A 12133-nucleotide genomic window follows, 5' to 3' on the forward strand; every position below is an offset into this window, starting at 1 on the left:
TTGCGGCTTTGCGAGTAAAATTATAGCCCAAAAAGCTTAACTTAATAACATTGCGCTCGGATCATGGCAATATTTTTCTATTTCGAAGTAATACAATCTACAATCATATTGGCATGAACACGGGAATTCTCAATAAACCATTTATGAGTTTCCATTCCGCCACACACAACACCTGCCAAAAACAATCCTGCAACATTGGTTTCCATTGTTTCGGGATTGTATATTGGTACTTTTCTTTCATCATCAGATAATTGAATTCCCATTTTTTCCAGAAACGTTAAATCTGGCTTATAACCAGTAAGTGCCAAAACAAAATCATTTTCGATAGTTACTTTTCCGTTTGGAGTTTCAATTTCAACTTCATTCTCTCTGATTTCAGTAATATTCGATTCAAAATAAGCTTTTATACTTCCTTCGGCTATTCTGTTCTCTATATCTGGTTTAACCCAATATTTTACACGATTGTTTATTTCGCTTTTGCGAATTACCATCGTAACATTAGCTCCTTTTCGCCAACATTCTAAGGCTGCATCTACAGATGAATTATTTGCGCCTACAACAAGAACATTCCTAAAAGCATATTCATGTGCCTCTTTGTAATAATGGCGCACTTGTGGCAACTCCTCGCCTTTTACATTCATATAAATCGGAATATCATAAAAGCCTGTTGCAATAATTACATTCTTGGCTTCATACAATGCCTTATTTGTGGTTATTTTAAAAAGCGAATTTTCTTGCTTGATAACTTGGGTCACATTTTCGAATAAATGAATGGAGAAGTCAAAATAACGATGAATATTGCGATAATACTCCAATGCTTCTTGTCGGCCTGGCTTGGGAGCCAAGCAATTAAAAGGTATATCTCCTATTTCTAGTCTTTCGGCTGTAGAAAAAAATGTCATATACAGCGGATAATTAAAAATACTGTTTACAATTGCTCCTTTTTCTATAATTAAATACTTTAAATTTTTCTTTTGTGCTTCGATCGCGCAGGCTAAACCTATTGGTCCTCCTCCTACTATAATCAAATCATATGCTTCAATTGTCATAAACATTATTCTTTATTCCATTCTGAGAACGGATGCTTGCTTAAATAAGAATTATAATATCTTGGATCACTGGTTACTTCTTCTCCTAACCAATCTGGTTTATCAAACGTGTCTGTTTCTGATTCAAGCTCGATTTCGGCAATTATCAACCCCTCATTTTCTCCATAAAACTCATCTACTTCAAAAACATGGTTTCCTGATTTTATTTCGAATCGTGTTTTCTCAATTTTACCTTTCTCGCACAATTTCAATAATTCTTGTGCTTCGTCCAGCGGAATTTCATTTTCCCACTCAAATCGTGACATTCCACTATCACTTCCTATTCCTTTTATAGTAATAAACCCTTTCGTGCCTTTTATACGTATACGTACTGTTCGCTCTGGTTCGGAGCTTAAATATCCCTGAGCAATTCGATTTTTGGCGAAAGCCTGTTCTTTAAAATCGGTTGTTTTAACTAAAAATTTTCTTTCTATTTCGACCATCATATCCATAACTAAATTCAGTTAGCAAGTTACTCATTTTAATTAATTGGCGAATTAAGATTTTCTCCTTACAATTATTCAAATTAATTGTTAATTTTAAAAAGTAAGTAAATTCTTAAACATAAAAAGAGGTTATTTTTAACAATAATATTAAAATAACTGATTAGTAACGTTTTGCATTTATTTTTTTGTTAAATTTGAGAGAATTTTAACTCATAAAAATTATGTCTAAAAAAACACTTTATCTCTTAGGCATTGTAGTCACAATTATCTTAGGTACATTCCTGTATCTGAAATTTTGCTGCAATTGCTGTACGAAAGAACCCGCAGACGATATCGAAAAAGTAGTTGTTATTAAAGAAACGGTCACGGAGATTGTTCCTTTTGTAATTAATGGTACCGGTATTGACTACCGCAGTAGCGACAATCTGAAGTTCCTGAAGAATAGTGCTTCGGTGATTACACCAGTTAAAGACTCTGTTAATATTGGTATTGAAAAACTGAAAACTTTCTTAGATGCCAATCCAGAGCAAAAGGTTACCATAACTGGATATGCGACTACCGATGAAAAGAACACCACTACGTACCCTAATCTTGGTATTGCAAGGGCAAATGATGTTAAAAATTATTTTGTATCAAAAGGGCTATCGGCTGGAAAGTTTAATACTAATGGTGAAATAATCGATAGCTGGAAAACAAGTGGAGATACGCTATTAGGTCCAGTTTCTTTCGAAATTAATACTTCGACGGATTCGGTTGCAACAAAAACAGATGGTGAAGATTTTGCTGCTTTAAAAACCAAAATAAATGCTGATCCTTTGGTTCTTCATTTTAATACCAATAAATCCAATAATAATCTAAATGCTGCCGATCGTCAGAAAATTAAAGACATCTCGTATTACATTCTTCATGTAAATGATGGCGCATTATTGGTTGTTGGGCATTCTGATAATGTTGGAAACCGTGAATCGAATGTTGTGTTAAGCCAAAAACGTGCTGACTTTACTAAAAACTATTTGTCTAAAAACGGCATTGATGGTAGTAAAATCGAAACTCAATCAAAAGGTCCAGATGAACCTGTAGGAGATAATACAACCGCCGATGGTAAAGCAAATAATCGTAGAACTGTAGTTACAATAAAATAATTAATCCAAAAAAATAACATTATGAATATACCTTGTATCTTAATACCAGCTTTAGTTGGGTTAATCTGTGGAATTTTAGGTTACTTGATAGGAAAAATGGCTTCGAAAGGAAACGATTCTGATTTGCTTTCTTTACAAGCTGATTTAGACGCTTGCAGAGCTAATACTAAGAACTTAAATGCCAAAATATCTTCGCTTGAAGCAGATTTAGCAGCTAAGTTAAATAATGCTTCGGCATCTGCACAATCATTTGTGGGTAAAACTACAATTCCAGAAATTGCTTTTGATGCTGCATTGGCAGCAACTGTATTTGGCAAAAAAATAAAGAAAGATGATTTGAAGATAATCGAAGGAATTGGTCCTAAAATCGAAGAGCTGTATCATCAGGCTGGAATCAAAACCTGGTTGGCTTTATCGGAAACACCAACAGAAAAATCTCAAACTATTCTAGATAACGCTGGTGAAAACTATGCAATTCATAATCCTGGAACCTGGGCAAGACAAGCTAAGTTGGCTTATGAAGGAAAATGGAAAGAATTAAAAGATTGGCAAGATGTCTTAGATGGCGGAAAAGAATAATTTTTATTCTCTAAAAATTAAAAACTGGCTTTATGCCAGTTTTTTTTATTTCTAATTTTAAAGACAACCTATTGGTGAAAATCTTTGTCAACTTTAACAAAGATAAAAGTGTTGCCCTTTTCTAGATTAAAACTTATCAATATCTATTTCCCAGTTTAAATCTGGGTTATACCATAATTGTCCTTGTGTAACTTCTAGCGGACAATCAAAATTATTGGTATACAAGGCTCCTGTTCCTAAACCTTGTGGCATAGTATTATTTTGCAAAAAAGTCCATTGTGCAATTGCATTAAGACCTATATTGCTTTCCAGAGCCGATGTTATCCACCAACCGATATTATACTTCTCTGCCAATGCAATCCATTCCTGAGTCCCTCGAAAACCGCCTATAAAGCTTGGTTTTAAAATAATATACTGTGGTTTTATATTTTGCAGTAATTTTTCTTTTTCCTGCAGAGAAAAAACTCCAATCAATTCTTCATCTAGTGCTATAGCAAAAGGTGTTGTCTCACATAAACTAGCCATAACCTGTGTATTGCCTGGTTTTATTGGCTGTTCGATACTATGCAACTTATATGCATTAAGCTGAATTAGCTTATTTAAAGCTGTCTCTAAACTAAAAGCTCCATTGGCATCTACTCGTATTTCTATTTCTTCTGGGCTAAAGTGGCTGCGGATAAAACCCAGTAATTCCAACTCTTTATCAAAATCGATAGCACCAATTTTAAGTTTTATACAACGAAAACCTGTGGCTAGCTTCTCTTCTATTTGCTGTTTCATAAACTCTGGTTCTCCCATCCAGACTAACCCATTTATTGCAATAGATTTCTCTCCCGTAGTAAAAGGTGAAGGAAAGAGTAAAAAGGGCATTTTACTGTGCAATGAACGGAAAGCCATTTCTATACCAAATTGTATTGAAGGGAACTCTAATAAGGCTTCCCAAAGGGCTTTTTCGCCAAGATGTATATTATCGCAACTCCATTGCAATTTCTCTTCGTAGTCGTCTCGATCGTCTGCGCTTAGTCCTCTGAGGATTCCGCACTCGCCTATTCCCTTTTTATTATTTTCTTCAATAACAATGAACCAAGTTTCTTTTTCGTTCATTACGCCTCTGGAAGTTCCAGATGGGCGCTTAAAATTGAGAATATATTTGTGGTAAGTGGCTTTCAAGATGATTTTCTTTTTTTAAACATATTAGTGATATAAGTTCATATAATAAAGCATTTAGAAAATACAATTTATATTTGCTTGTATCACTTATAGGATTAATTATTAATTAAAAAGGTCTAAAACTCTATCAAAGTTTGCTGAAGGTAAATTTGCTTTCTTAAAAGCTGCAAAATCAAGTTTTACTTTTTGAATCCAGCTTAAACTATCAGTAACGTTTTGTGTTTGGTATTTTTTATAAATAGCTTTGGCGTCTTTATAATCGTCGCTTACCAAATAAGCATGTGCCAGGTTAAGTTTTAATTGCAACTCTGTTTCATCTAGTTTTTCGCCTTCTTTTAGGAACTTAATGGCTTTCTCGTATTGTTTGGTTATTATATAACAATATCCAATAGCGCTATAATCTAGTGCTGTAGCTTTTTTGTCAGCAATTACAGTGTTTAACAATGTTATCGCTTCACCATATTTCTGACTTTTAATTAATTTAGAAGCCTGATTTCTTAAATCGCTATAAATGTTTTTAGAGATACTGGTATCGTTATAACAGGTATTTCCATAATCTTTATAGGCTTTGATTTTTTCCATTGCCAATAGTTTATCAAACTCTGTGTAACGGTATTGCTTTTGGATTTTTTCGAGGATACAAACACAAAATTCATCAGAACTTGCCATTTTCTGTGCCAGATTTGAGGTCTTGCATTGGCTGATAATTTCTTTTTTATTCTCCTGATTCCAACCACGGCTTAGCTTTACATCAACCCACGGCACTACTTCTAGTACTATTTTTTGTTTTAAAAGCCAATTCTTGCTTTCGAATCCAAACCAAATTGTATTTACATTTGGTTGCAAACAGCTGGTTTTATCTAATGATAATCGTTTTGCGTCTTTGCTTACTGGTTCTTCTTGTGCATAACAGGCTTTATCGGTTTTTCCTGTTTGTACATAACTTTTGGCAATTGCCTGATCAGTAAACAAGGCATATTTACACTTATCATCTCCTGATATTTTTGACATTAGGAATACTGCTCCGGCTGATCCCTGACTAATTCCTGATGGATCTGGAATCGATTTTAATACCGAGACTAAGCTACTTGCCAATTGTTGGTTTTCGTCCAACAGAGTGATCCTATATATCACTTCGGTGGTTCCTAATGGTAAATCTTCGGTTGGAATGATGATTCTGTCGCGGGCTGAAACGATTATTTCTTTTGTAGTGGATCGTTCTTTGTCCCAATATCCTTCTTTTTGTGCAAAAGCTGAATAAAACGAGCTTAATAAAAGTACTAAAATCAGTTTTTTAGATTTCATTTTCTTGACTGGATGTGTGTTTTTTTTTAGCCCTGACAGCAGCGATATCCTTTTCCTGGTTTCTTTAGCCAGGAAAAGATAAAGCGTATGGCGGGTCCCGATAGCTATCGGGATAGCTCCTAATTCTTCAATTTCTCTTAGAATAACGCTATTTACAATTCAATAGATTCTCCAATTTCTATAAGCATTAGGTCTTTTCCTTTATCAAAAAACTTACGTATTGCTTCGTCATGATTGATTTTGATATATCCGAAGGTATCATAATGATACCCTAGAATTTTATCACATTCGATAAAATCTGATGCTATAATCGCATCTTCTACATCCATTGTAAAGTTGTTTCCGATTGGCAAAATCGCTAAATCTAGCTTGGTACGCATCGGGATTAATTTCATATCCATCGTAAGTGCTGTATCTCCTGCGATATAGATATTTTTGTGTTCACCTTCGATTACAAATCCTCCTGGATTCCCTCCGTAGCTACCATCGGGAAATGAACTTGAATGTATGGCATTTACATATTTTACTTTTCCGAAGTCAAATTGCCAGCTGCCTCCGTGATTCATTTGATGTGCTTTTAGCTCTCTTTGGGCAAAATAACTCGCAATTTCGGCATTAGATACGATTACTGCTTCGGTACGTTTTGCAATTGCTTCGGCATCCAGAATATGATCTCCATGCGCATGCGTTAGCAAGATATAATCGGCTCTTAATGTGTTAATATCGATATGTGATGCCAATGGATTACCTGAGATAAAAGGATCTACCAGAATGTGCTTTCCTCCTACTTCGATTCCTAATGATGCATGACCGTAAAATGTAATTTTCATATTGATACAAATTTAAAGTTTAATAAATTATCTTCCTCCTAAGAAGAGGTTTACAATAATGTCTGAAATTAATGATATCATGCACAAAGTCAATAATACTGAAAGCAAAAATGTGCTAAGTGCTACTCTTTTTAATTCTGGGTCTAGTAATTTAGGTTCTTGGTTTTTATAAACAACAATTAAATGTTTGGTTAATGGTATGTAAGCCAATAAAAACAAGTATTGATCAAAGTTATAATCGCTTAAAATAGCAAATGCAACTACCGAAATCATTGCTGTTATGATTAAGAAGTAATGGTACTTTTTGGCAGCTTGTCCACCCATTTTTACTACAATTGTGTTTTTGCCCGATTTTCTATCTGAAGCTTCGTCACGCATGTTGTTTAGGTTTAAAACTCCTACGCTTAATAATCCTATGGCTACTGCTGGCAGGATTAAAAGCGGATCTATTTCTTTTGAGTATAAAAAGTTAACGCCTAATGTACTTACTAAACCAAAGAATACGAATACAAAAATATCTCCAAAGCCTTTATATCCATAAGCTGAGTTTCCTACTGTATAACGTATTGCCGAAACAATTGCTGCAATCCCTAATAGTAAGAAAAAGATTGAATACACAAAATTTGTCTCGCCAAAGGCAAAATAAATCAATGTAACTGCCGATAATAAAGTTAACAATGAAGTAATGATTATAGCCTTTTTCATGGCTTGTGGCGTTATTACTCCGCTTTGTATAGCACGTTTTGGCCCTATTCTGTCTTCGTTATCGGTTCCTTTTACTCCATCGCCATAATCGTTGGCAAAATTGGATAATACCTGCAATCCTAGCGTTGTTAAAAGTGCAAAGCCAAAAATTTTCCAATTAAAAACTTCTGTAGGCGTATAAACGTTTTCTGTGGGATTTGCCAAAGCATACATACTACCGACGATAATCCCAGAAACTGATAAGGGTAATGTTCTTAATCTAGCGGCTTCAATCCAATGTTTCATTCTTATGTTTTATTTAATTTAAAGTTTGTTATAAAAAAGTTTTCAGTCTCAGTCACAGAATTTCAGTTAAAACTGAAACTGAAAACCGATACTGCAAACTTGTTTATGGCAACCATTTATTTTCGCCAAAATTAGGCTTTCTTTTTTCTAAAAAGGCATTTCTTCCTTCTTTGGCCTCTTCGGTCATATACGCTAAACGGGTTGCTTCTCCAGCAAAAACCTGTTGCCCTACCATACCATCATCTGTAAGGTTCATAGCAAATTTTAGCATTTTTATAGATGTTGGCGATTTTTGTAATATCTCTTGCGCCCATTCGTAAGCAGTATCTTCTAGTTCATCATGAGGAATAACGGCGTTTACCATTCCCATATCCATTGCTTCCTGAGCTGAATAATTGCGTCCTAAGAAGAAAATTTCACGTGCTTTTTTCTGTCCTACCATTTTGGCAAGGTAAGCTGATCCATATCCGCCATCAAAACTAGTTACATCGGCATCTGTTTGCTTAAAAATAGCGTGTTCTTTACTCGCTAATGTCATATCGCAAACTACATGTAAACTATGTCCGCCACCTACTGCCCAACCTGGAACTACAGCTATGACAACTTTTGGCATAAAACGAATTAATCGTTGTACTTCTAGAATATTTAAACGATGTTGTCCATCTTCTCCAACATATCCTTGATGCCCTCTTGCGTTTTGGTCTCCACCACTACAAAAAGAATATACTCCGTCTTTGGTCGAAGGTCCTTCGGCAGATAATAAAACTACTCCTATCGAGGTATCTTCTTGTGCATCGTAAAATGCTTGGTATAATTCGGATGTTGTTTTTGGGCGAAAAGCATTGCGTACATTAGGTCTGTTAAATGCTATTCTCGCAACTCCATTACATTTTTTATAGGTTATATCTTCAAATTCTCTGGCAGTAATCCAATCCATTAGATGTATTTTTAATTAATTATAGTGTAAAAATAAATCATTTTTTACACTTTAGACTATACAATCATCATGAAGTCTATTCTAAAAAAAATTTGATCAAATGTTAAATATTGTTTTTCAATTAAAAACGGCAATCATTTTATAGTGTATTCTATTTTTTATTTTTATCTTTACTTTCTATTAATCAATGTGATACATTATTTTTCGTACACATTTAAGATTGATTTTCTTTCACTGATTTATTAACCTAAAAAATGATTTTTTGAGAAAATTTAAAAAATTTGTCGCTCATTTTTCTATGGTTTTAAATTTAAAACCTTTAGACAAAGAGCAAATGAGATTAGCATTTGTCGAAATTGCAAAAAAGAGATAGTAACACCTACGGTTAACAAGAAAGATATATTAAACTACTCTACAAATGGGTACTTATTATTGTTTAATCATCTTTAAAAATATTAAAAATAAACCAAAGGTTCTGCCGTGAAATCAATTTCAGCATGTAAGAAATTGTTATCCCATTCAAGACAAACCCATCTGAAGAAGTAGTAAGTCACACGCAACAAGATTAAGTACAGTATTATATAAGATGTGATTCTATTCACTTTTCGTGATGAAAGTAGATTTATTTTTATTTTTGTTTTTTTTTAATTACAATTTTTTTATAAAACTAGAATAAAAAGAAAAAGGCTAATCGTAATGATTAGCCTTTTTTGTTGTAGTAGCTTAGTATTACTCTTTTACCAAGTAAATACCGTCTTCTTTTATCTCGATTAGTTTCTCTCTGTATAGAGCTCCAATCGCTTTCTTAAATGTTTTCTTACTCATTTTAAGCACCGTTTTAATGTCTTCTGGATGCGAATTGTCTGTAAGTCTTAAAAAACCACGACTTGCTCTTAATTCGTCCATTATTTTCTCGGCATTTGGTTCGATACTTTGGTATCCCTGCACTTGTAATGAAACATCTATTTTATTATCAGGACGTATGTTCTTGATATATCCTCGCATACGGTCTCCCGTACGAATGGCATCATCGTAAACCTCATCTTTGTATAATAATCCTTTATGCTTTTCATTAATAATTACATTGATTCCTATCTCGGTAATATGCGAAACGATTAAATCTACTTCTTCGCCTTTTTCTACCGTTAGGTTATCATTACTTAAGAATTGGTTCGTTTTACTTGAAGCTACCAATCGATTGGTTTTTTCGTCCATGTATAAATAAACCAAATAACGCTTTCCTTTTTCCATAGGGCGCGCTTGTTCTTTAAACGGAACAAGAATGTCTTTTTCCATTCCCCAATCCATAAAAGCACCAATCTGGTTAATGTAATTTACTCGTAAAAGAGCAAACTCGTTCAGCAAAATATATGGTTCTAGGGTTGTTGCAACTGGACGCTCTTCGTGATCTAAATAAACAAAAACGATAAGTTCTTCGCCTATTTCAAATTCGTTTGGAACATATTTGTTTGGTAATAGTATGTCGTGGATTCCTTCTGGATCTTTCTCGGGGTTACCCAAAAACAATCCTACTTTGGTATCACGTAATATAGTTAGGGTGTTGTATTTTCCTATTTCAATCATCTTCTTTAAAGTTCTGTATTGCTATTTAAGCAAGTTTCTAAGTCGCAAAGGTACGAAGTTTGAAAATGAGAAGCATAAAAATTATTCTATTAAAAGAGGTCGTCTTTTAACAACCTCTTTTTAAAATTTTAACATTTTAAAATTACGAATTGAAATAGAGTAACAAATTTTGATCGAAAATCTATTTCCATCCGCTATTTTATAAGTATAATTCCTCTTTTAGTAATAAAAAGAGATCCAAAATAAAACATAGACACAAAGTTGCCTCCGTTTTTCTTATTGAATTGAAACCTTCTTAACAAAATGCACATTATTATTTAGGATATTGACGCACTGTTTTTGCGATATTCAAATAAAAGTCATTCAGGTAATCAATAGAAATTGTTTTATCTGGCATTACTATACTTAAATGGTCCGGACCACCTGAAATAATTGGATTTACATACCATATACCTTTACTTCTCCCGCTAGCATTTTTAGCCGTATTTGCGTCTTGGTAAGGTTGACCTATAGGATACATAGCACTGGCTTTTTGGATGGCCCCATCGTTATAACGCCATTCCATGTAGCCCAAAGGTAGATCCCTATCTGTCATACCCATTCTTGCTGCGGTTATTTTTAGCATTGGATTCATACTTTCCTGAGGTAGTCTTATGTCGCTATTTCCTAAGCCTGGAACTGTGGCATCCAATGTATAGGTTTGATAATATACATTTGGCGATATGCTGCAATAGGCATTTTGTTCACGAGAAGCAGTAATAGTCAAATCATAACTACTGTTATCGGTAGTTGTCCATAGCCTGCTTTTTATTACCTGCTCCCAATAATCATCAAAACTTTGTCCTTGTTTCTTTTCAATACCCCATTGTTGGAGATTGAAGTCATAAAAGTTTTCGGAAGTTGATACTCCTGCCACTACTGCCACTTCGTATAGAAAGTCTTTTAGTTGGCTAAATGGTAATATATTACCATCATCGGCGGTGATAGTACCGTTATGGCATCCGCAAATAGAAGTAAAGCTGTTTACCCAGCCTTTTTTACCACCTTTAAACAAATCCGAAGTAGGCGCTTCATCATTTGTTTTAGGCACAAAAGCCATTTCTTGCGGATCTCCATTCTCTAATAACTGGATCAGAAAGCGAGGAGTAGGACCTCCCATACTATGTCCTATCAAGTGTATTTTACTTTTACCATCCCAGTTAGGATACAATCCCTCGTAAAACTTACCATATCGGGCATGCCCATATTTTGCCGAATGTACTGCACCATAATCAACCTGACCTCCTTTGATATAATAATAAAGCTCAATAGCTCTGTCCCAATTACTGGATAAAGGACCTACAGATGCAGTATAAGTTTCATAACCTTGTGACTTAAGATACTCTTGGATATCGCCCTTGCCACCCCAATAATGATATCCATTCATTTCATCTCTGCCCCACCCCATAAAGCCATGTACGAGTACAATGGGATAATCATTTTGTTTAACATTGAGATTTTCACTATCGTCAGAAGAATCATTCTTACTGCAACCTGTAAATAAAACAATAGCAATAATAAATACTGCTACAGGTAAATAAATCTTTTTTTTCATAATAATGGTTTTAAGTACAATCGGAAAGTTAAATAATATCTTTTTCAACATCACTTCTTATATATTGCATGTATTTTTTGATCTTTATTCACAATCAATATTTGTCTATAATAGTAGCAATAGTTTCTAAAGACTTCCTACGACGGATAATATTAAACTGAGTTAAAAAATATGTCAAAATTTTATGGTTTGCATAATATTTACTGTATGCGTTCAAAAATTATTTAATAAAAATATGCACTAAAAAAAAATTATTTAACCTCTAAAAGGCAAAAGAATATTAAAATAAGGTGAATTATTTATCTGATTAAAAAACCTTTACGTATTTTTATATATTAGACATTCCGAAATTATTCTTTAAAAGCACTATAATTAATTCGTAAGATCTTGTTAAAGCTTATTTTAAGATTCTGTTTTTTTATTATAACTCCGATTTGTATAATAAAAAAGAGGTTGTCTAAAAAGACA

At 33.8% G+C, this 12133-nt stretch carries 11 protein-coding genes; 2 read left to right on the forward strand and 9 right to left on the reverse strand.

The features are described 5' to 3' along the window. Positions 1-77 precede the first annotated feature (77 nt). Together B8T70_RS07675 and B8T70_RS07680 are read right to left on the reverse strand one after the other, a co-directional pair. Positions 78-1049 carry a YpdA family putative bacillithiol disulfide reductase gene (locus tag B8T70_RS07675; RefSeq protein ID WP_086894529.1) on the reverse strand — a complete coding sequence of 324 codons (972 nt, stop codon included), beginning with the start codon at positions 1047-1049 and terminating at the stop codon, positions 78-80. A 5-nt stretch (positions 1050-1054) separates the two neighbouring features. After that, complete coding sequence (locus B8T70_RS07680; protein WP_207621522.1) at positions 1055-1531, reverse strand: CYTH domain-containing protein; 477 nt, start codon at positions 1529-1531, stop codon at positions 1055-1057. Between the two features lie 224 nt (positions 1532-1755). On the opposite strand from B8T70_RS07680, the gene B8T70_RS07685 reads away from it, so the two are divergent. Continuing rightward, entirely contained in the window at positions 1756-2676 is a 921-nt protein-coding gene (locus tag B8T70_RS07685; protein WP_086894501.1) for an OmpA family protein, read from the forward strand. Between the two features lie 21 nt (positions 2677-2697). Then, positions 2698-3255, forward strand: a complete 558-nt coding sequence (locus B8T70_RS07690) for a hypothetical protein (protein WP_086894502.1) — start codon at positions 2698-2700, stop codon at positions 3253-3255. A gap of 126 nt (positions 3256-3381) precedes the next feature. Here B8T70_RS07690 and B8T70_RS07695 read toward each other — a convergent pair whose 3' ends face one another. The 7 genes from B8T70_RS07695 to B8T70_RS07725 all read right to left on the reverse strand — a co-directional run bounded on the left by B8T70_RS07695 (position 3382) and on the right by B8T70_RS07725 (position 11518). Next, the gene (locus B8T70_RS07695) at positions 3382-4425 is read right to left on the reverse strand and encodes an o-succinylbenzoate synthase (protein ID WP_086894503.1); all 1044 of its coding nucleotides are present in this window, start codon (positions 4423-4425) and stop codon (positions 3382-3384) included. A gap of 102 nt (positions 4426-4527) precedes the next feature. After that, on the reverse strand, positions 4528-5730 hold the full coding sequence (locus tag B8T70_RS07700; protein ID WP_086894504.1) for a M48 family metallopeptidase: 1203 nt from the start codon (positions 5728-5730) through the stop codon (positions 4528-4530). A 152-nt stretch (positions 5731-5882) separates the two neighbouring features. Beyond that, positions 5883-6560, reverse strand: a complete 678-nt coding sequence (locus tag B8T70_RS07705) for a metal-dependent hydrolase (RefSeq protein ID WP_086894505.1) — start codon at positions 6558-6560, stop codon at positions 5883-5885. A 27-nt stretch (positions 6561-6587) separates the two neighbouring features. Continuing rightward, the gene (gene menA, locus B8T70_RS07710) at positions 6588-7550 is read right to left on the reverse strand and encodes a 1,4-dihydroxy-2-naphthoate octaprenyltransferase (protein WP_039114236.1); all 963 of its coding nucleotides are present in this window, start codon (positions 7548-7550) and stop codon (positions 6588-6590) included. 103 nt (positions 7551-7653) lie between these two features. Beyond that, positions 7654-8487, reverse strand: coding sequence for a 1,4-dihydroxy-2-naphthoyl-CoA synthase (locus B8T70_RS07715; RefSeq protein ID WP_035681238.1), 834 nt, complete (start codon positions 8485-8487; stop codon positions 7654-7656). Between the two features lie 729 nt (positions 8488-9216). After that, the gene (locus tag B8T70_RS07720) at positions 9217-10071 is read right to left on the reverse strand and encodes a S1 RNA-binding domain-containing protein (RefSeq protein ID WP_035625111.1); all 855 of its coding nucleotides are present in this window, start codon (positions 10069-10071) and stop codon (positions 9217-9219) included. Positions 10072-10384: 313 nt separating this feature from the next. Beyond that, positions 10385-11518 (reverse strand): triacylglycerol lipase, encoded by a 1134-nt coding sequence (locus B8T70_RS07725; RefSeq protein ID WP_123912084.1) that lies wholly within the window; start codon positions 11516-11518, stop codon positions 10385-10387. Positions 11519-12133: the final 615 nt, after the last annotated feature.

Source organism: Flavobacterium sp. AJR, from assembly GCF_002156885.1.
Taxonomy (GTDB): domain Bacteria; phylum Bacteroidota; class Bacteroidia; order Flavobacteriales; family Flavobacteriaceae; genus Flavobacterium.

Bases quoted from the DNA above. Each gene is read 5' to 3' on its own strand.
- B8T70_RS07675 (WP_086894529.1), bottom strand. From the start codon at position 1,049: ATGACAATTGAAGCATATGATTTGATTATAGTAGGAGGAGGACCAATA.
- B8T70_RS07680 (WP_207621522.1), bottom strand. From the start codon at position 1,531: ATGGTCGAAATAGAAAGAAAATTTTTAGTTAAAACAACCGATTTTAAA.
- B8T70_RS07685 (WP_086894501.1), top strand. From the start codon at position 1,756: ATGTCTAAAAAAACACTTTATCTCTTAGGCATTGTAGTCACAATTATC.
- B8T70_RS07690 (WP_086894502.1), top strand. From the start codon at position 2,698: ATGAATATACCTTGTATCTTAATACCAGCTTTAGTTGGGTTAATCTGT.
- B8T70_RS07700 (WP_086894504.1), bottom strand. From the start codon at position 5,730: ATGAAATCTAAAAAACTGATTTTAGTACTTTTATTAAGCTCGTTTTAT.
- B8T70_RS07705 (WP_086894505.1), bottom strand. From the start codon at position 6,560: ATGAAAATTACATTTTACGGTCATGCATCATTAGGAATCGAAGTAGGA.
- menA (WP_039114236.1), bottom strand. From the start codon at position 7,550: ATGAAACATTGGATTGAAGCCGCTAGATTAAGAACATTACCCTTATCA.
- B8T70_RS07715 (WP_035681238.1), bottom strand. From the start codon at position 8,487: ATGGATTGGATTACTGCCAGAGAATTTGAAGATATAACCTATAAAAAA.
- B8T70_RS07720 (WP_035625111.1), bottom strand. From the start codon at position 10,071: ATGATTGAAATAGGAAAATACAACACCCTAACTATATTACGTGATACC.
- B8T70_RS07725 (WP_123912084.1), bottom strand. From the start codon at position 11,518: ATGGGGTGGGGCAGAGATGAAATGAATGGATATCATTATTGGGGTGGC.